Genomic DNA, 22,151 nt, shown 5'->3' with positions numbered 1-22,151 from the left:
TTTTTTTACAAATTCCAAAAAATTAACGGGTAAAATTTCGAGTTTTTTTAAATTCCACAAAATGGTTAAAAATAAAAAAGGCTTTAAAAGTATTTGGCAAAAAAAAGAGAAAAGTCCCCTTTAATGGTGGCTTTTCTCTTTTTTAAATACGATATGTTAGTAACTCACTTGTATGTAATAGTACGTTACATTTTTAAACTAACTTCAAAAGAAAAATTTTAAAATTTTTTCTTAATCTATATGTAATAAATATCACGAGAAAATTTTATCGATATAACAAATAAAACTTTCTCAATATTAATATGTTTAATATCTATACCCATCTGCTTTCCAATCCATTACAATAATTTCACATTGCAAATGCGTCAATGTTCTTAACATTCTAAATGGTTTATACCTTATAGGATTACTATGGGAAAGGATGTGAAATATCTAATAAAAAAACACTTTTTATGATGAAATAAAAAAAATTAATGAAGAAAAAGTTATTTCATTATTTTCAAGTTTCGTTGAAGTGCATGTATTTATAATCACTATGAGACAAGGATCAGAATCTAAAAAATATTTTTTGTAGATTAGAAAATTGCATTTCAAAAATAAGTTAAAAGTTTATGGAGGGTTATATGAACGAGAAAATTTATTACTGGTCTCCTATTAAGCATTGGGAAAAGTTGCATAATGAAGTTTTGATAGGGGAAATGAGATTTACAGGCATTCTGTCTGAGTGGTTTCCTGAGTTTTATTTTATGGCTCAAAAAGGTGTAAAAATTAGTAAACTAGTAGAGCGCTTTTCTTTAGGAAATATAGAAGAGACACAAAAAACAATAGAGCTTATGATAAAAAATCGTGTGTTAGTAAGTAACATATTACACCCAAGAGAAGTATTTTCCACACAAGAAAAGATTTTTCCGAATCCATATAGCAACCAGATTCGCTTTTCTAAAGAAGAGTTAGATACGTATATGCGTGAACAATTTAATCGAACGCACGTTGCTGCGCGATCAACCGAAATTCAACTTGAAACAACAAATGAGCTACCCACTATAATCAAGGAACGTAGGTCTTGTCGCCAATTTGATATGAAAAAACATATTAATTTTTTGGAATTTTCCCATTTCATATCAACTCTAAAACAGGTTAGGGAAGAAAAAATATACTATCATTACGCAAGTGCAGGCGGACTCTACCCTATTGATATCTTTGTTTATATAAAACCAAAACGTATAGAAGGTATAAAAGCTGGGTTTTATTATTATAACCCATCAAAAAATAGTCTTGTGATTGTAAACAACATTGATCAAGTAATCAAAAGTGATCATGAGTTAATTAACCAGGATTTATTTACTCAATCTGCTTTCTCAGTTTATTTGGTTTATAATGCGAACGCTTCCATCCCGAAATACGGTTCAGATGGATATTTATTTGCTTGTATTGAGTCAGGCATTATCACTGCTACCTTAAATATGGTTGCTGAGACATTAAATTTAGGCGTTTGTTCAGTTGGTCATATGAAATTTGAAGAGATTCAGCAATTTTTATGTTTGGATAACCATCAAGTATTTCTCCATGGGCTTGAAGTTGGCCTGAAAATTAACGAATAGAAGAAATGAATATTAGGGGGATAAAGATAAACATGCACATTAAAGATCGAAGTTCTATTCATGGAAATAAAGGGGTAGAAGCGTTTTGGAAGGAGCAATTATCTTCCGAGGTTCTTGATTTTTCTATATTTAATAGTGATTACCAACTAAATAAAGAAAATCCTTGTGAGCACGTTCAAATCATAATGAATGTAGAGTTGAGTAAAAGTATACAAAAAGAAAGTAAGTCTCAAGATTTATTATTATTTAGCTGGTTACAGGCCGCGTTAAGGATTTGTTTGGCACACTATACAGATCAAGAAAGAATTACTATTGGTATTCCTGTAATCGAAAAAAATCTTGAAAAAAGCGAGAATCTTAATAAATTGATTCCTTTAGGAAGTGAAATCCATCCGCATCATAGCTTTAAACAAGTAGTGAATCAGATTGAAGAAACGACTTTATTCGGGTATGACAATCAGGGGTATCCACTCTCTGAATTATTAGTGGAACATCCTTTAACTCCTTTTCAAATTGTTATTGGGATGGAAGGGTTACATAATAAAAATTCGATAGAAGAATATGCAGAGAATAATTTAGCGGTTTGGATACAAAGAAAATGGAATGAAATACATAATGAATTTGAATTTCAAATTTCTTTCAAATCTCATTCGTTTTCTTCTTTGCAACAGTTTGCAAACTCGTATCTTTATATTTTAAAGCAAGTATTAAAAAATCCGAATTTGGCAGTGAAAGATACGTGTATTATTGCAGAAGAAGAGAAAGAGTTGTTAGAAGGATGGAATAACAGTCAGACAAACATAGACTTGTCTCTAACATTTCAAGATTTGTTTGAAGAACAAGTGTTAAAAACCCCAGATCAAATCGCTGTTGTTTGTAATGATCAATATTTAACATATAAAGAATTGAATAAGAAAGCAAATCAATTGGCTTTTATTCTTCAAAGTAAAGGTGTATCCAAGGAAAGTATTATTGGGGTTATGGTAGACCGGTCATTAGAAATGATCATTGGCATGATGGGAATTTTTAAAGCAGGTGCAGCATATTTACCAATCGATCCTAACTATCCAAATGAACGAATTGAATATATGTTACAAGATAGTCAAGCAAAATGTTTATTGAGCAAGCGAACGGAAGTAGAGTTACCGCAATTTGCTGGTGAAGTGCTGTATCTTGATGAGGAACATCTCTTCCAAGGTGAAGAAAGTAATTTAATTCGGGAAGGCGATCCTAATGATTTAGCTTATGTCATTTACACATCAGGATCAACAGGAAATCCAAAAGGAGTAATGGTGGAACAGAAATCTCTTGTTCATTTTTTAAGTGCAATGAGAGAAAAAGTAAAAGATAATCAATCATTCTTGTTTCTTGCTAGTGTTTCTTTTGATATTTCCTTGTTAGAAATATGTCTTCCTTTAACACAAGGCTCGAAAGTAGTCATTGCTACAGAGGACCAGTTTGCAACAAAAGAATTGGCTCATTTGGTCAAAGTACATAAGGTAGATTTATGGGAATCAACGCCATCGCGAATGGAAGTGATTTTAAGTGATACAGAAGGGGTAAATTTTCTGAAAGATTTAAAATCTATTTTGTTAGCAGGAGAAGCATTTTCCATTGATTTGGTTGAAAAAATTCGATGCATCAGTGAAGCGACAATTTTAAATATTTATGGTCCTACAGAAACAACCATTTGTGCAACAGTAAAGGATTTGAGCTCCGCCAAAGAAGTTACGATTGGAAGTCCCAATCCGAATTATCATTCCTATATATTGAATAAGTATTGTCAATTAAAACCATTTGGAATTCCGGGTGAACTCTGTATTGGTGGCGTGGCGGTAGCACGAGGGTATCTTGGGAAATCTAAACTGACAGATGAAAAATTTGTACCGAGTCCTTTTACTGCAGGAGAAATGATGTATCATACGGGTGATCTCGTTCGTTGGTTGCCTAATGGAGAACTTGAATATCTAGGTCGAATGGATCATCAAGTAAAAATTCGGGGATATCGGATTGAATTAAGAGAAATCGAAAGCCAGTTAAGGGAATATCCACAAATAAAGCAAGCTATCGTTGTTGATCAAGTATATGGAAATAGGAAATTATTAGCTGCGTACTATGTATCCGATAATAAGGTCTCTTTTGATGAAATCAGAAAATATTTAAGTGATAAATTACCTGAGTTTATGATTCCTGAAAAAATGATTCAGGTGGAAGAAATTCCGCTGAATCCAAATGGGAAAGTAGATAGGAAAAGATTATTAGATATAACACAAACGGATTATATATCAATTCCATACGTTGCACCGCGCAATGAAATTGAACAAACATTGGTGCATGCATGGGAAAAAGTTATGGAGATTGAGGGAATCGGTATTCATGATAATTTTTTTGCTTTAAAAGGAGAATCGATTAAAGCACTTCAGGTAATTAATTTATTAAGAAAAGACTGCTTAAAAATAAGTACAACAGATTTTTTTAAGCATCCTACGATTGCTCAACTTAGTTCTTGTGTAGAGGTAGAGCATAAAGGGGAAAACTTTAAAAATAGACCAACCCATGTTAAAGATTTGTCTAAGTCATTTCCATTAACAGAGGTTCAGACAGCGTACATGTTAGGGAGGAATTCACAGTTTGAATTAAGTGGTATTTCACCTCAAACATATTTTGAATATGAAACAAAATTGGATATTAATCGTCTTTCAAAAAGTTTTCAAAAGGTAATTCATCGTCATCCAATGTTGCGAGCCGTAATTTTACCAGAGGGAGAACAGCAAATATTACAAAGCGTTCCTGATTACGAGATTGAAATAGTTAGTCTCATAGACTTAGATGATAGGAATCAAAATGCTCGCTTACAAGAAGAACGTTCTCGAATGACTAACCATGTATTCCCTTTGGGGAAATGGCCTTTGTTTGAATTAAAAGCCTTTCTTTTAAAAGAAGACACGTATTTATTATGTTTTCGATACGATGCTTTATTAATGGACGGAGCAAGCATGAACATAGTTGGACAGGATTTGTTGCATTATTATTATAAACCAAATCAAAAATTAGAATCTCTATCTTTTGATTTTCAAGATTACATGTTTATCTATGATGAAATGGAACAAAGTGAAGAATATAAAACAGCAAAAGATTATTGGACAAGTAAGCTTCCTGACTTTCCATTTGCACCTTCTTTGCTGTTAAAAAAGGATCCGGCAGAGATTGCTACTCCTAAATTCCAATCACTTACTAAGATCCTGGACAATGAAAAGTGGACAAAGCTACGAAAGTTAGCACAAGAGAAAGAAGTAACTCCTTCCGCTCTGCTTTGTACAATATATGGTGATGTGTTGGCATATTGGAGTAATCAACGTAAATTTGCAATTAATTTGACTGTATTTAACCGTTATCCTGTTCATGAAGAAGTAGAACAGATTGTGGGAGATTTCACATCGCTTATTTTGTTGGATGTTGATGTAAAACCAGAGCAATCTTTCTTTACTAGAGTAAAAGAAACGCAATCTACTTTATTGGATGGCCTTGAACATCGTCATTACGATGGAGTTAACTTTATTCGAGATTTTACTCGATACCACCAAATGACGCCAAAAGCAGTTATGCCAATTGTTTTCACCTCGATGCTAGCAGGTGCGGGTGCGTTTGCTTGGGAACAGCTTGGTTCTCTTCGCCATATTCATGCTCGGACTCCACAAGTGTATTTGGATAATGTAGTAATTGAAAAAAATGGAGAGTTATTAATTAGCTGGAACTATGTTGAAGAGTTGTTTGATGTTGATGTAATAGAAGCAATGTTTTCCCAATTTGTTGACTTATTGGAACAATTAGTGAAACAAAGCGACATAACATCTTTGCAGATGAAAGAATCGGATCAAACTTTAATTGAGCAATATAATAAAACAACTGAAAAAATACCTTTAACTACTCTGTATCAATTATTTACAGACCAAGTAAAACGTACACCGGATGAAGTAGCAGTGGTATTTGAGCAAGAATGGTTAACATACTCGGAACTTCATAAACGCTCCAATCAAATTGCGCATTTCTTAAAAGAGCAAGACATTGGTCTAGGTGACAAAGTGGGTCTTTTAGCAAAAAGACAAGTTGACACAATTGCTAATATGATAGGTATTTTAAAAGCAGGTGCCGCTTATGTTCCGATTGATCCCGATCATCCTTTAGATCGCCAAACATATATTTTAAAAAATAGCTCATGCAAACTTTTATTAGAACCTAGTCTTTATGAAGAAAAACATTTGTCATTATATACAACAGAAGATATGCCCGCTATTGCTGGTCCAGAAGATCTTGCCTATATCATATACACTTCAGGAAGTACAGGGAAACCAAAAGGAGTAATTATTACTCATCAAGCGGTTGCAAATACCATTCAAGACATTAATCAAAAATATCAGATAAATGAAGATGATCGTATTATTGGTATCTCTTCCATCTGTTTTGACCTATCTGTATACGATATTTTCGGAACGTTAAGCACAGGTGCAATGTTGGTAATGATTCGTGATCCAAGAAACATGCAAGAATTAATCCGTACCGTCGAGCGTAGAGGAATTACAATTTGGAATACAGTGCCTGCAATCATGGATTTGGCATTGGATCAAGTAGGTTCTCATTTTGAACAATCTTCTTTGCGTTTAGTTTTACATAGTGGAGACTGGATTCCACTTTCTTTGCCAGGAAAAATAAAACGGCATTTTCCAATTGCAGAAGTAGTTTCACTAGGAGGAGCAACAGAAGCATCGATTTGGTCAATTTATTATCCGGTCAAACAGGTGGAATCACATTGGAATAGTATTCCATATGGGATGCCTTTGGCAAATCAAACGTATTATGTGTTGAACTATGAAAAGAAAATGTGCCCTGTTGGTGTAATTGGGGATTTATATATCGGGGGAGTGGGCCTTGCTAAAGGATATTTAAATGACGAACAGAAAACGAATGACGCATTTGTATCACATCCTGATTTTGGTCTTTTATACAAGACAGGAGATTGTGGAAAAATGCATCCTGAGGGATATATTGAATTTTTAGGCCGCCAAGATTATCAAGTGAAAATTCAAGGATATCGAGTAGAGTTAGAAGAAATTGCCCATTGTCTTCTAACTTACCAACAAATCGAACATGCTGTTGTAATTGATCAAACAGATGAGAATGGAATAAAATTTTTAGTTGCATATGTGGTAAATGAGCAAAATATTAGTACAACAGAACTACGAAAGCATTTGCGAGATCACTTGCCGGATTACATGATTCCTTCTTATTTTGTTTATTTGGAACAATTACCCTTGACTCCAAATGGGAAATTAGATAGAAAAGCGCTCCCTACTCCAGAGAAACAAAAAAATGAAGTATTTATTGCTCCAAAAACTGAAATGGAAAAAATATTAACTAGTGTTTGGCAAGAAGTACTCAAAGTAGATCGAGTTGGGGTAAATGATCATTTCTTTGCCTTAGGTGGAGATTCGATAAAAGCAATTCAAGTGTCCGTCAGACTATATAGACAAGGATTTGAGCTAGAGCCAAAAAACCTATTTTCATTTCCTATATTAGGGGACATGGTTCAATTTGTTAAAAAGCTAGACCATCTTTCAAGTTCACAAACAAATGATGTAAACAATATGAACGATAATAAAGCTACATTACTAAATGTTAAAGATAAACAACTTAATCAACATATACTTACCAAAATACAAGAAAAAATGCCGGATATAAATATAGAACGTATTTACCCATTAGTACCTTTCCAGAAAGTTATTTATGAACATGCTGCGACTGAACCGGATACAAATGCATATTTTGAACAAATAATTTGGTCACTTGAGGGGGAACTGGATATTGATCTCTTTATTCAGTGTTTCCAACAATTAATTAATCGTCATGATTCTTTAAGAACAATAATTGTGCAAGATGAACAAGCACAACCTTGGCAAGCTGTTCTACATGATGTTCAAATGATTTCAGAGATAAAAAAATTGGTTGATATGACGAAACAAGAACAGCAACAATTCCTAGACCAGTGGATGAATGAAAATTTAAGTCGAGGATTTAAAAATGATGAACTCATGAACCGTCTCTGTATATTCCAACTAGGTAATAAGGAGCATAAGGTGGTTTGGAGTTCCCATCATCTGTTATGTGATGGTTGGAGCGTCAGCATTTTAATAGACGAATTATTCCAACTCTATGAAACAAAAAATGCCGGAACTATGGCGGATTTACCTATTGTAAAACCTTTTGAAACATTCATAAATTGGACTGTAGCACAAGATCATGAGAGAGCACGTCATTTTTGGCGCGATTATTTATCAGGGTACAATCGGAAAATTAGTATTCCTAAAAAGAAAGTAATAACTCAAAGTGAAGGGTTAAACTTCACATTTATGGATTTAACATTAAATAAGGATTTGACTAGTCAGTTACAGGCATTTGTAACTAAAAACAATATAACTATGAATACGGCATTACTAGCTGTATGGGGAATATTGCTTGGCAAATACAATGGAACAAGAGAAATAGTATTACCTAATCTCGTATCAATCAGACCTCCCGAAGTAGAAGGAATTGAAAATATGTTTGGTCTGTTCACAAATGTTTTGCCTATCCGACTAGCATGGACAGAAACGCAAACTTTTGTAGATTTCCTGCAAAAGGTACAACTAGAAACATTGAAGTGTAATGAGTATGCATATTATTCATTTGTTGATATACAAAAGCAAAGTGAATTAAAAACCGAGTTGACTGACCATCTTTGGGTTTTTGAAAACTATCCAACTAACCAAGCTATCTTCTCTTCAAATGAAAACAGAAATTTTGCTATCACAGATTACGAAGTTGTTGATGAGCCGCATGTAAAGTATGGAATTATGTGCTTCCCTGAAGAGACACTTACAATAAAGTTTGGATATAATCAAACCGTATATGAAGCAGCGACAATACAAGAAATATTGAATCACATCCATCAGTTAATCAACATGATTCTTCAAAATCCAATACAGGCAATCGGTGAATACAAATTATAAAAAATAAAAAGGCGAGAAAGAACTCGCCTTTTTAAATAGAATAGGGGTAAACCAAATGACAAAAAACCTGCAGTTATCAGCTGAAGAGATGCGTCAGTTAGGATATCAAGCGGTTGACTTAATTGTTGATCATATGAATCATTTAAAAAGTAAACCAGTTTCGGAAACGATTGATAGTAATATTTTTAGAGACAAGCTAATTGAAACGATTCCGGAAAACGGATCCAATCCAAAAGAGTTACTTCATTTCCTTAATAACAATGTGTTTAATCAAATTACTCATGTGGATCATCCTCATTTTATGGCTTTTGTGCCCGGTCCTAATAATTATGTTGGTGTAGTAGCAGATTTTTTAGCAAGTGGATTTAATGTATTTCCTACAGCTTGGATAGTAGGTGCAGGTGCTGAACAAATTGAATTAACGACAATCAACTGGTTAAAATCAATGCTAGGATTCCCTGATTCAGCAGAAGGACTATTTGTCAGTGGCGGTTCCATGGCTAATTTGACTGCACTTACTGTAGCGAGACAGGTCAAGTTGAATAATGACATAGAAAATGCGGTTGTGTATTTCTCTAACCAAACTCATTTTTCTGTAGATCGAGCACTTAAAGTATTAGGGTTTAAACATCATCAAATTTGCCGAATTGAAACAGATGAAGAGCTAAGAATTTCAGTTAGTACTTTAAAAAAGCAAATAAAAGAAGATCGATTAAAAGGGAAAAAACCATTCTGTGTTATTGCCAATGCAGGGACAACGAATTGCGGAGCGGTGGACTCTCTCGATGAATTGGCTGATCTATGTGGTGATGAAGATGTATGGCTACACGCGGATGGGGCTTATGGGGCTGCAGCAATTCTCAGTGAAAAAGGAAGGGAGTTGTTAAGAGGAATTCATCGTGCTGATTCTTTGACGTTAGACCCGCATAAATGGCTTTTTCAGCCTTATGATGTTGGTTGTGTACTCATTCGAAATAGCCAATATTTAAGTAAAACGTTCCGTATGATCCCAGAGTATATTAAGGATACGGAAACTAATTTAGAAGAAAAAGTGAATTTTGGGGAGCGCGGAATTGAACTTTCTCGTAGATTTAGAGCATTAAAGGTATGGCTTTCTTTTAAAGCATTTGGAATCACAGCTTTTCGTGAGGCAATAGATCATGGTATTATGTTGGCTGAACAAGTTGAAGAGTTTTTAAGGAAAGAAAAAGATTGGGAAGTAGTAACGCCTGCTCAATTAGGGATTGTTACTTTTCGTTACATTCCTTGTGGTCTAACGTCTACAGATACAATTCATGAAATAAACAAAAAACTGGTGGAAGAAATTAATCAAAGAGGATTTTCTATGCTAAGTACGACTAGATTGAAAGAAAAAGTAGTAATTCGACTTTGCTCTATCAATCCAAGGACAACAATAGAAGAAATGCTTCAAATCATGATGAGCATAAAAGCAGTGGCAGAGGAAATAAACACTTCGTCTAAACATCTTATATCTGTTTCTCAGACTTGATATATTAGGTAAGTTTTACGTAATAATAGCCGATTTAAAAAAATCGGCTATTATATTTAAATAAATACTCACCAATGCAAGCTATTCATGAATGTTTCTCTTGTAAAGGGATTAAGCTTCAACTTTAGATACTCTTTTGAAACCAGTTTTTATTGCTTGTACTATTTCGTTCACAGCGTAAATAGATACCTCGGCATTTGGATTCAATCCTTCAAACCAGTGATAGGCATTTGGATATAAATGAAATTCGACATCAACACCAGCTTGCGCTAGATTGCTTACATAGGTTAATGTTTCACTGCGGAATGGATCCAATTGACCAACAAATGTGTAGGTATATGGTAAGCCACTATAATCCTCAGCTCGAGAAGGTGCTGCATAGGCAGGGATTTGATCCGTTCCATACATTTCTCCTAAATACATTTTCCAACCAGCTTCATTTGCCTTTTGATTCCAAACAAATCCCTCTTTAATTTCATTGGCCGAAGGTGTATTATTTCGGTCATCAATCATTGGATAGAGTGGCATTTGTAAACAAATCGAAGGGTATTTTCGATCTCGGGCTAATAATGATAATGCTGCTGTTAGTCCACCTCCAGCGCTTACTCCTGCAACCCCAATTCGATTCGAATCAATGTTTAATAACTCTGCATTATCAGCAATCCATTTTAAAGCTGCATAACAATCTTCAATTGGTGCTGGGTAAGGATGTTCAGGAGCTAAGCGATAGTCTACAGATACGACCACACAGCGAGCTTCTTTTGCAAACCTCATACAAGTATCATCGTTATCATCTATAGAACCTAAGATATAACCACCACCATGTATCCATAATAAGACAGGTAAAGATTTATGATTTGATTTTGGACGATAAATTCTTAATGGTAAAGGATTAGCATCTGGTCCAACAATGACTTCATCTGTTAACGAAAGGGAGTCATCAACAACGGTAGGTGGTCTCATTTGAGCTATTCCTTCTCTAATTGATTGCAAGTTTTCCGGGTGTAAATCGAGATCTGGAAACATCTCTAACCCTTGTAATAATTCTGGATTTACTCTATTTTTCATTTGAGCACCTCTATTTGTAATTATTTTCAAATAAATGAAGTGTATTCTAAGTAGTTTAATTGTGAAAGAACACTATAATTAAATTGTAAATTGGATATGTTATAACAGTCAACAGAATATTCAGAAATAATAACCTTTCTCAAGAAAGAGTTTCATGCAACCAATAATACAAGTAGTGGATTTAGGAACAAAGTGTTTTCATGTCGTTGTATTTATGTACACTTAGTTTTCTAACTAAACCAAGTGATGATCTTTTTTATTTTAATGACATATTACAAATGATACCTGTTCGAATTCATACTCGGTAAGAATTCATACATTTGTATTCCTTAAATGAAGGTTGATTAATTTTGGAATTGTATAAGAGTTATGTCTTACTTTATTAGTAGCCTCTTTAATAACTGTATGAAGTTCATCCGCTGAACCATCTTTATTTCCAGCTACATGTTTAATTGCATTCTCTCCGCAATATGCTTTCACAATTTCCTCATCAGTATTGATGATACAAAACTTTGCAATTGGACTTTAACTAACTACATATAAACTCCTTATATCTCTAGATAAACTACCGATTAGCTCCATATAAACTCTAGATAACTAAGCTATCAAGGAGGTAAGAAAAAATGAATTTTATGATTGGTCTTATCGAAAATATCTCCTCAACTTCACAAATGATTATTTATATTGTATCGATTGCAGGTGCGATTATGTGAATGTTCCTGAACCACCATACACCGCTGTATCAGGGCTCTTACCAGTATAATAAGTATTAGGATTAAACGCCACTTTAGATTCTTCAGTAAACATGAAAAATGACAAAACTGTAAGAATACTCGAATGTTTGTAAGAAAGTTCGATGTTTTCCTTTTTCTTTTTTTATTAAAGTGAAAAAGAAGAAAGCGATTTCATTAGAGGTTGATATTTTTAGATGAGTACAATAACCAAAACTATTTATGTAATGAAGGTGTATGGTAATCAGTAAAATACCTTACTAAAAAGGAGGGATTTGAAATGTCTTTTTCTCAATTCAATATTGATATTTTTCGAGCAATTAATGATTTAGGTAAACAATATTCACCCTTAAACTCAATCATGGTATTTTTGGCAGAATATATGGTATATATTTTTGCTTTAATTATTTTAGCTTATTGGTTTACTGGGGCCAGAAAAAGTAGGATGATGGTTATTCAAGCGATGGTTGCTTTTGTAATTGCTGAGGTGATTGGAAAAATAGCAGGGAAATTCCATCTAAATTATCAACCGTTTGCAGTATTGCCGGATGTGAATAAACTTGTCGACCATGCTGTAGATAATTCATTTCCTAGTGACCATACGATACTTTTTTTTTCGATTTGTTTTTCGTTTTGGCTTGTTCGTAAAAAAACTGGATGGTTATGGCTTATACTTGCATTTTGTGTAGCGATTTCCCGTATTTGGGTAGGGGTTCATTATCCTTTTGATGTTGCAATAGGGGCTTTAATAGGATGTGTTTCAGCATTGTTTTCTTATTGGTTAGTACCTAAATTTTCTTTTATCAAGCAATTGCTTACTCTATATGAAAGAGTAGAGAAACATGTTTTGCCATCCAAAAACAATTCAAAAGAATTTTGAGTATACAAGTATAAAAAAGACGTTATCTTTTCTGTAGAATTATAGGAAAGATAACGTCTTTTTCGTTTTATCGATATTGCAAAATATTAGATTGATAGTGATGTAGCGGAACCCCATAGTTAAATATAAGTTTCTTCAACTCTATCCAACCAATCAAAAAGCTTATTTTTTTATTTTGGAGGTAAAACAAAATATTAGGTATATGGGCATGTGATACTACCCCATATAAGAGAACATTAACTTGCTTATTTTTGTATTAAAAGGTGCACTTTTTAAAATGACGTAATTTCTATGAGCAACATTAACAATTCCCATTTAGATATTTAAATAGGTTCTCTATATTTATTGTATATAAATTATACAATAAATTTTTTATGTTACATACATTAAATTAAGCTTAACCTTAACCTCTCTCTTTTTCTATAAGTCCTTTAAATAGACAAACTTATTATCAATATTCAAAATTGATTACATTTTGGGTTTTCAGTTTTTCTTGACCAGGCCAATGAATAACTACACATAAACTCCTTATATCTCTAGATAAACTACCGATTAGCTCCATATAGACTCTAGATAACATATATAGAATACAAGTTATCAAGGAGGTAAGAGAAAATGAATTTTATGAAACGCGCAATTCTCAGTATGAAAAAAAGGATAGGAACATCATTAATTTTGATGGCAGTATTTCTGATTGTTACAAATTTGGTTCTTTCAGGGTTCACAATCCAAAATGCATCAAAAAAAGCAGCGGATGCTGCAAGAAAAAAACTGGGCGCAGATGTTACTTTAAGTCTTGATTTTGACAAATTAGGTCAACAAGCTAGTGAAACTGGAGAAATGCCTAATCTGCCGAAGCTTAATACAAAAGAAGCAGATCAATTAGCGGATTCAAAATATGTAAATGACTATAATTACATAGGCAGCACTTTTGGAATTTCTGATGGACTTAAACTAGTAGGAGCTTCAGAAGGAGAAGAAGGAGGAAAAGGTAAAGCGGGAATGGCGGCTGTACGAGGCGGTTCAAGCTCTGGTACAGAAATAGATATGAATGCTTCTTTTATGATTGAGGGGGTCCGCAAGACTGCATTACAAGAAAGCTTTAAAAACGGAAAAAGTAAAATCATTGATGGAAAACCAATTACAGAGCAAATGAAGGGTCAGAATGTAGCTTTAATGGAAAAACGATTAGCGGAATCAAACAATTTGAAAGTAGGGGACAAAGTTAAAGTGCAATCAGGGGATAAGAAGGAAACCCTTGAGGTTGAAATTATCGGTATTTACGAAACAAATGAGCAAGCAATGGGTCAACAGGCTCCTCCTATTATGGATCCAGCTAATAAACTATATATGCCGCATTCAACTATGAAAAAATTAGAAGTAGACCAAGGTATAAGTAGTGTTCAAGTCGTGTATTTCTTGAATGATCCACAATATATTGATGCATTTAAAAAAGAAGCAAAAAAATCTAATATTGATTTTAATTATTATAAATTAGATGCGCATGATTCATTGTACAAGCAAATGATTGGTCCTATCGAAAATATCTCTTCGACTTCTCAAATGATTATTTATATTGTTTCAATTGCAGGTGCGATTATATTAGGGTTAATCATTATGCTATCAATTAAAGGACGTCGTAAGGAAATGGGAATTCTGTTATCTATTGGAGAGAAAAAATGGAAGCTGATAGCGCAGTTCGTAGTAGAAGTAGTATGTGTCGCTATTTTAGCATTTGGATTATCCATAACAACAGGAGCTAAGGTTTCTCAATATATCGGGGATAATTTACTTTCGAGTGAAATTGCTATTGCAAGCGAAGAAACGGACACCACGCGAAATAGTACTGTAATGATGTCTGGACCTGGTGGTACTCTGCAAAATCAAAAAGAAGATCCAATTGATAAAATTGATGTAAGTGTAACACGAGAAGATGTAGGGAAAATGGGGGGGATTGGACTAGCTATTGCTATAATAGCAACGCTTCTTCCGGCATTATCTATTCTACGTTTAAATCCAAAACAAATTCTTTTAAAAGATGAATAAGGAGGCTTAACATGGAAACGATTTTACAATTTAAAAATTTGGATTATTATTATGAAAGTAATGGGAAAAATGTAGCGATACTAGACAATGTTAACTTTTCTTTTCAAAAAGGGCATTTCTACACGATTTTAGGACCATCTGGATCTGGTAAAACTACAACTCTAAGCTTAGGTTGTGGACTGGATGTCCCTAAAAATGGTTATGTACTGTATAATGGCAAAGATATTCGAAAAATTGGTTTGGATCGATATCGTAATCAAAATGTATCTGTAATTTTCCAATCTTATAATTTGATTACTTATATGACTGCTCTTCAAAATGTCCTAACAGCGATGGAAATTACAGGTGTTAAAGTGAAAAATAAGACGGCAAGGGCATTAGAGTTATTAGAGAAAGTAGGACTCACTGAAGTAGAAGCGAAACGTAACGTCTTGCAACTAAGTGGTGGGCAACAACAACGTGTAGCAATTGCTCGAGCATTATCTTGCAATGTTGATTTACTTATTGCAGATGAGCCGACAGGAAACCTCGACGAAGAAACAGCAATGGATATTATAGAACTGTTTCAAGAACTTGCACATAAAGAGAATAAATGTATTATTGTTGTAACGCATTCACAGGAAGTTGCTAAAAAATCTGATCGTGCAGTGTATTTAAGTAAGAAGAAGTTGGTCGTAAACCAAATCTAATACAAATATCTTAGCTTTTTAATTCACATAATTTTCAAAAACCATCCATTTCAAAAGCTTATACTTGATATATAATAAAATCAAGCCATAATCAAAATGGTCTCCCTGTACTGAATGTTAAAATAGTTTGTTGTTTCCTTTTTAACAATACTTGAAAAAGAACTTGTAGGATATTCTACAAGTTCTTTTTATTATAATTGGTTACCTATATCATGGGATAAACACACATAAAAAACGGGACATTACCTAGATATATAATCTAAATGCTGTCCCATTTAACTGTGTATTTGTATAGTTATTGCAGAATTAAACCTACAATCATAATTAAACTAAATACTATTATCCAACCAAACGCACAATAGCCAAAAATTCTAATCCATTTAGGTAATTGATTCATGTTAATTTTATTTGAGGGAACTCCGTGCATAGAAAACACCATTTTTTGATCTCTATCCCTATTATTTTGTTGTTCATACATAACATCATCACCTTTCTAGAATAGTTGTATGTATAATATATCAGTCTGGAGAAAACTAAGTACCGAATATTAGATGAAATAAAAGTGATTCGACAAATATAGTGGATGGTTCGCTTTTCCAATACTGTATACTATATTTCAAAAAACGAAAATTTGATTACTCAAAAACTATATATACTAAAGTATTTGCTCATTTAAAATATAGTAAACCTTTATCAAGAGATACTTATTATTCGATATTGATTAATTCGGATAAATTCACTAATACTTCTTAAAAGTAGGAGTAATTATTTATTCGTTATTTTTAAAGTGTTTAACACTATTTTGGTTGCGTCTGCAATAAGTTTATCATCGTATTTCGCATCCTCTTTAGTATGATTAGAAAGTATCGCAAGAACAATTGGCTTTTTATTTGGTGGCCAAATAATTGCGATATCATTCCTTGTTCCATAAGCCCCAGAACCAGTCTTATCGGCTACTTCCCATTCTTCTGGAACTCCAGCACGAATTAAGTTGTCTCCCGTAGTATTTCTTTTCATCAAATCTATTAAAAAGTTCCGTTTCTCAATTGGAAGGATATCACTTAGCGCGTAAGTTTGAAGACTAGTAGCTAATGCCATTGGGGTACTAGTATCACGAGTGTCACCTGGCTGCACTTCATTTAATTCTGGTTCAAAACGTTTAGGATTTGTAACAGAATCTCCTATTTCTCTTAGTGATTTTTTGAATTCACTTGGCCCACCTAATTGTTTAAGAATAAGATTTTGTGCAGTATTATCACTATATCGAATGGAAGCATCTGCAAGCTCCTTCAGAGTCATACCTGTTCCTACATATTTTTCTGTAATTGGATTGTAGTTCACAAGATCTTTTCTGGTATACTTAATTTTTTGATCTAAATCTTCTATTGATTTCTTTTGTAACAGTGCTCCAACAGCAAGGGCTTTGTGGGTAGATGCGTATGCAAAGCGTTCATCTGAACGATAAGTAACAGTTTGATTCGTACCTGTGTCCAATGCATAAATACCAAGTTTAGCATCATATTCTTTTTCAAGCTTTACAAAAGAATGCCTACTTGTATTTTCTTGTTTGGTTTGTTTCGATGGTTCGGATTGAATATTACTATTGGAACAGCCTATAAGCGTTACACATGAAAGTAATACTACAGGTAGCATCTTTTTATAATGTGCAATGTGAAAAACCTTCTTTGAAACTATCATACATTTTCAACCTCTTTCAAGAATATATGGATTTTGTATAAGTATTTTACATACCTATACAATTAACAAATGCACTGGATAGCACTCCTCTTGTACAAAATGAGAAGACTACCAAGAACACCTTTTTTATACGTAATAGACAATCTAAGTAACACATTTGTTCCATTTATGATTAAGCTTTTTAACATATCTATTAACTTTGTTTTTAGCATCGCAAACTCCATTTTTTTGAACTCTACTTAATTTAATATGGATTTAGATTGAGTTTTTCTTGTAACGGGAATTTCAATTGGATATCGCATATATAACAACTACTGATTTCATTTTAAAGTTGGATGGTAGAAATAAAGAGCTTAAAAAACGAAAAGTCCCCCTTATTGATATACTTGCTACAAAAACAAACAAACTCGTCCTACTAAGAGGGGAGTTTGTTTGTTTGTTGTTTAGATAAAGGAATGTTCATGCAAAATTGCACACTATGTTCCATATTTTTTATAGAATACTTTATATTTAGCGTTTCAAGAATTTGTTTAACAATATATAGCCCCAAACCACTTCCGCCAGTATTTCGATTCCTTGATTTTTCAATTCGATAAAATGGTTTGAAAATTTGTTGTATATCTTCATCTTTAATATTGATACCTGTATTTATAATTTGCATTTTAATTTGATCTTGTTTAGAATCCTTACTTAACTTTATATAGACTTTTTCATTATGTGGTGAATACATAACTGCATTATGGATAATATTTTTACATGCTTTTTCAAAAAGTACACGATCTGTATAAACAGAAAGGTCAGAGTCAATTTCTTTTATTATTTGGATGCTTTTTTGAGAAGCGAAAAATTCGAGATCTTTTGTGGTTGTACCTATTAACTTTGAAAGATTAACTTCTTCTATTTTTAGTTTAAATGTGTGTTGTTCTAACTTTGACATACTTAAAATTTCACGAACTAATTGTTCCATACTTTCAATAATTTGATGATTTTTTTTTAAATATTGATCACGATTTTGATAAGGGCCAATATTGTATATCATCCCTTCTAAGTATCCTTTCATTACGGTAAGAGGAGACTTTAATTCATGTGCTACAATCGCAAAAAACTCTCTGCGTTTTGTTTCTATTTCTCTTTCTTTTTCAATATCATTTTTTAATTGTTCATTTGCTTTTTTTAAATCAAACATAGCTTGTTGTAAGTTAATAGACATGTCATTCAAACTATTAGATAATTCTCCTAACTCATCTGTGGAGCGAACCTCAATTTTTTCGGAGAAATCTAAATTTGCCATCTTTTGTGCACCCTCATTAATATAAATAAGTGGCTTTGTAATAAACCTGGAATAGAAATAAGCACTCCCTATACCAATTACGATCACAATGATACTAATATAGGGGAGAAAACGCGCTAATACTTGCGAAGCTTCATCAATCGGTTGAAATGTTGCGAACACTACAAGCGTTAAACTACCATCTTGGAATTGAATTGGTTCCGTAACATTATATGAATTGCTAATGGTACCTGCATTCTCAAATCGTGCTGCTTTAGTAACTACTGTTGTTTGTGTACCACTTTGAATAAAAGAAAATGAAGGCGAGTAAATAATTATTCCTTCTTTATTTTGAAGCGAAAGCATCGCGTTATTTTTTTTTGCGTATTCATCAAAAAGTGGTATCGCATCTTGAAACGTAAGATCTTTGGATTTATCAATTATTTCTTTTATCCCTGTTTGAAGTTGATCTGTTTTGTATTGCTCATAAAACGTAGGGAGAAAGAAATATAAAGTTAAATAAATCAACACTGCAAAGGATAACAAAATGAGAGATGTAGTCATAAAGAGTTTATAAGTAATTTGCTTCATCTTCATGATTTTTACAATTCTATTCATCAATTTTATAACCAATCCCCTTTATTGTTTTAATATAGGGGATAGCTAGTTTTTTACGTAGATTTTTAATATGTGTATCTATTATTCGTGTTTCTCCAAAATAATCGTATCCCCAAACTTTTTCTACGATATTTTCTCTTGTAAGTACTTTTCTCTCATTTTGAAATAGTAGTTGTAGAATTTCGAACTCTTTTGTCGTTAACAAAATTTCAACATCATTTACATATACTCTATATGCATCAACATCTATGCGCACTTCTTTGAATACTAAATGATTATTTACATTTTTATCATAACTTCTTCTAAGTACAGCTTCGACTCGTCTAATCAAAACATGAAACGAAAAGGGTTTTGTAATATAATCATCAATCCCAAGATCGAACCCTTTCATTTGATCTTCCTCTTCTTCTAACGCAGTTAGCATAATAATTGGTATGTTTGACTGACTTCGAATCATTTTAGCAACTTCAAATCCATTAAGATTGGGCATCATTACATCTAGAAGCACTAAATCAAAGGATTGCTTATTAAATTGTGTCATACCCTCTAGTCCATCTGAAGCAACTACCACTGTATACTGTTGTGTCATTAAAAATTGTTTAATTAATTCCTGAATTTCTTGATCGTCCTCAACCACGAGGATATGATAGTTTTTCATAATATCACCTCTGGTAGTCATTATAGCCGTACTATCTGTAGTTTATGTGGAGATACAGTAGGAAACTTCATAGGACGTTTAACGTATTAACTCCATTTTCAAGATTGTGTATTCTCCATAAAAAAGTATTATTACCCATATTCCTTTTTTATGGAGAAATATTTGTGTGCTTGAAAAAACTTATTATATAAAAAGCTAAACGATTAATATTTACAAAAAACTAATGTATAATAATGTAAATTGCATGTAGTTTTTTAAGATGAATTTAAATATAAAAGAAGCCAGCGAAATTTTAGAGCGTACGCCACAAACTTTTTAGTTTTTTTGCTAATTTAGTAAAGGCCTAAGGTGCGAACAAGGGATTATTTAAATCATGTGAGAAAGGTTGTGAAATTATTTGATGGGTTATAAAGCGATGCTGTTTGATTTAGATGATACGTTAATTGATAGGGATAAGGCAGTAGATAACTTGTTTTTATTAGTTTTAGAAAAATGTTATGAGGATGTTAGTGATACAGTCAAAAACAATATGTTACAGAAATTCAAAGAATACGATAAAAGGGAATACGGCATTAGTGATAAAACGATAGTTTTAGAATCATTATTTGATGAATTCGCGCCGAAATATAGATTGCAACACAATTATATCCAAGATTTTTGGAATGAAAATTTACCTAAATGTTTTTCAATAGACCAAAATACTAGTCATTTCTTAAATCAAATAAAAAGGCACTTCAAAGTTGGAATTATTACAAATGGCTCAACGCAGAGGCAAACAGCTAAAATAATTAACACGAATTTAAACAATCACTTTGATACAATCATTATTTCTGAAGAAGTGGGAGTTAGTAAACCTGATAAACGTATATTCGAACTAGCATTAAATAAGCTAAATGTACAACCAGAAGATGTATTATTTGTTGGGGATGACTTAGAAAAGGATATTGCTGGTTGTCAAAATGCAAATATAAAAGGAATATGGTTTAACCCTCATAGAATCACAAATAAGACTGAAATAAAACCGTATTCTGAGATTGATACTTTTGATAGTTTATTAAGTTATATAACTCCACAATATTTTTATAATAAGTAAAAATGCTATGGAGTTATAATAAGAAAGATTTCATTTACCGTAATTTAAATAAAAAAAGAAAAACAAAGAGGCACTTAAAACTCTTTTAGCTGTAAATAGTAGTATTTAAAAATTTACTAACAAAGCATGATATGAACATTATAGAGGAGTGATACGATGGAAATAAAGAAAGTAGTAATTGACGGAATAAATATTGCGATCATAAGAAATGAAAAATTACTAATTTCCGATGTTCAAACGGCATTAGATCTTATGGCAACAGTTCAATATGAGGTAGATGCTAAACATATTATTATCGACAAATCATTAATAACTGAAAGTTTCTTTGACTTAAAAACACGCCTTGCTGGTGATATCCTTCAAAAGTTTATAAATTACAGAGTAAAGATTGCTATTATTGGAGATTTCTCTATGTATACGAGTAAAAGCTTCAAGGATTTTATTTATGAATGTAATAAAGGGAAAGACATTTTTTACTTAGCAACTGAACAACAAGCAATTGAAAAACTAAGTACATTGAAGCATTAATAATACCATAGTAAAATCTCCTTCTTTTTCACGTCGTTTATTATTTACAATATATAAGAACTGATGTTTGTGATAAACTAAGGGGTGAATAAAGGGGGGATTTTCTTGAACAAATTTAATGATGTAATCCGAAATTTAAACAATATAATTTACAAACCTAACGAATTAATAATCACGAATCTAAAAGAAGAACAGCAAAACGCAGAATATGCGGGATGTTTATTTCACTTAAATCATAAAAGCATTCGTTTTAGAATATCAAAAATTACCCCTAATAAAATTGGGCAATTTGTTTCTTTTTGGGAGAAAGATGACAATATGCATAATCAAGCATTTTCTTATGACGCTGCTCCTGACTTATTAGTTATCACTTGTATAGATGATAATCAACTAGGACAATTTATTTTCCCTAAAGAAATTCTTCTTAAAGAAAAAATATTAAAAACGCAAAGTCAAAAAGGGAAGATGGCTATGAGAGTTTATCCAATTTGGGATACCCCTGTTAGCAACCAAGCTAAAAAGAGCCAAATGTGGCAACTTCAATATTTTGTTGATATAAGCGATCATAATAATTTACCTATAGATAAACTATTACATTTGTATTTGTAGCTTTTTTTCTTAAGTAATCTTGTGAATTAGACTTTTTGTACCGGTACAGTTAAACGAAATGTACATTGTTTCAGTACCCCATCAAATTTACAATCAGCATATACTATTT

Annotated in this window: 15 protein-coding genes; 9 read left to right on the top strand and 6 right to left on the bottom strand. The window is 32.6% G+C overall.

The features are described from left to right. Positions 1-623 precede the first annotated feature (623 nt). From DM800_RS28820 to DM800_RS28810, 3 genes are read left to right on the top strand one after another with little or no spacing between them, the layout of a single operon-like run. Positions 624-1,601, top strand: a complete 978-nt coding sequence (locus DM800_RS28820; protein WP_061672242.1) for a SagB/ThcOx family dehydrogenase — start codon at positions 624-626, stop codon at positions 1,599-1,601. 32 nt (positions 1,602-1,633) lie between these two features. Next, positions 1,634-8,644, top strand: coding sequence for a non-ribosomal peptide synthetase (locus DM800_RS28815; RefSeq protein ID WP_147788211.1), 7,011 nt, complete (start codon positions 1,634-1,636; stop codon positions 8,642-8,644). A gap of 55 nt (positions 8,645-8,699) precedes the next feature. Continuing rightward, the gene (locus DM800_RS28810) at positions 8,700-10,154 is read left to right on the top strand and encodes a pyridoxal phosphate-dependent decarboxylase family protein (RefSeq protein WP_088063649.1); all 1,455 of its coding nucleotides are present in this window, start codon (positions 8,700-8,702) and stop codon (positions 10,152-10,154) included. Positions 10,155-10,265: 111 nt separating this feature from the next. Here the strand turns inward: DM800_RS28810 and DM800_RS28805 are convergent, their stop codons facing one another. Then, positions 10,266-11,222 carry an alpha/beta hydrolase gene (locus DM800_RS28805; protein ID WP_147788210.1) on the bottom strand — a complete coding sequence of 319 codons (957 nt, stop codon included), beginning with the start codon at positions 11,220-11,222 and terminating at the stop codon, positions 10,266-10,268. A 312-nt stretch (positions 11,223-11,534) separates the two neighbouring features. After that, entirely contained in the window at positions 11,535-11,702 is a 168-nt protein-coding gene (locus DM800_RS29445; protein ID WP_162862808.1) for a hypothetical protein, read from the bottom strand. A gap of 531 nt (positions 11,703-12,233) precedes the next feature. Between DM800_RS29445 and DM800_RS28795 the strand changes: the two genes are divergently transcribed. From DM800_RS28795 to DM800_RS28785, 3 genes are all read left to right on the top strand, one after another. Continuing rightward, on the top strand, positions 12,234-12,833 hold the full coding sequence (locus DM800_RS28795) for an undecaprenyl-diphosphatase (protein ID WP_147788209.1): 600 nt from the start codon (positions 12,234-12,236) through the stop codon (positions 12,831-12,833). A 615-nt stretch (positions 12,834-13,448) separates the two neighbouring features. Then, entirely contained in the window at positions 13,449-14,879 is a 1,431-nt protein-coding gene (locus tag DM800_RS28790) for an ABC transporter permease (RefSeq protein WP_147788208.1), read from the top strand. An 11-nt stretch (positions 14,880-14,890) separates the two neighbouring features. Further along, on the top strand, positions 14,891-15,568 hold the full coding sequence (locus DM800_RS28785) for an ABC transporter ATP-binding protein (RefSeq protein WP_060486770.1): 678 nt from the start codon (positions 14,891-14,893) through the stop codon (positions 15,566-15,568). Positions 15,569-15,863: 295 nt separating this feature from the next. Here DM800_RS28785 and DM800_RS28780 read toward each other — a convergent pair whose 3' ends face one another. From DM800_RS28780 to DM800_RS28765, 4 genes are all read right to left on the bottom strand, one after another. Further along, the gene (locus tag DM800_RS28780) at positions 15,864-16,046 is read right to left on the bottom strand and encodes a hypothetical protein (protein WP_147788207.1); all 183 of its coding nucleotides are present in this window, start codon (positions 16,044-16,046) and stop codon (positions 15,864-15,866) included. A gap of 287 nt (positions 16,047-16,333) precedes the next feature. Continuing rightward, complete coding sequence (gene bla / locus DM800_RS28775; RefSeq protein WP_147788206.1) at positions 16,334-17,266, bottom strand: class A beta-lactamase; 933 nt, start codon at positions 17,264-17,266, stop codon at positions 16,334-16,336. 415 nt (positions 17,267-17,681) lie between these two features. Further along, positions 17,682-19,154, bottom strand: a complete 1,473-nt coding sequence (locus tag DM800_RS28770; protein WP_147788213.1) for a sensor histidine kinase — start codon at positions 19,152-19,154, stop codon at positions 17,682-17,684. Further along, positions 19,147-19,812, bottom strand: coding sequence for a response regulator transcription factor (locus DM800_RS28765; RefSeq protein ID WP_060486774.1), 666 nt, complete (start codon positions 19,810-19,812; stop codon positions 19,147-19,149). The genes DM800_RS28770 and DM800_RS28765 overlap by 8 nt, the downstream gene beginning before the upstream one ends. A 400-nt stretch (positions 19,813-20,212) precedes the next feature. Here DM800_RS28765 and DM800_RS28760 point away from each other — a divergent pair, with 400 nt between their 5' ends. From DM800_RS28760 to DM800_RS28750, 3 genes are all read left to right on the top strand, one after another. Further along, on the top strand, positions 20,213-20,905 hold the full coding sequence (locus DM800_RS28760) for an HAD family hydrolase (RefSeq protein ID WP_179955718.1): 693 nt from the start codon (positions 20,213-20,215) through the stop codon (positions 20,903-20,905). 156 nt (positions 20,906-21,061) lie between these two features. Next, entirely contained in the window at positions 21,062-21,433 is a 372-nt protein-coding gene (locus tag DM800_RS28755; protein WP_147788205.1) for a DUF4180 domain-containing protein, read from the top strand. Positions 21,434-21,538: 105 nt separating this feature from the next. Continuing rightward, on the top strand, positions 21,539-22,042 hold the full coding sequence (locus DM800_RS28750) for a MepB family protein (protein WP_147788204.1): 504 nt from the start codon (positions 21,539-21,541) through the stop codon (positions 22,040-22,042). Positions 22,043-22,151: the final 109 nt, after the last annotated feature.

The organism is Bacillus sp. AY18-3 (assembly GCF_008042305.1).
Taxonomy (GTDB): Bacteria; Bacillota; Bacilli; order Bacillales; family Bacillaceae_G; genus Bacillus_A; species Bacillus_A wiedmannii.
This window is presented reverse-complemented; position numbering and strand designations above follow the sequence as displayed.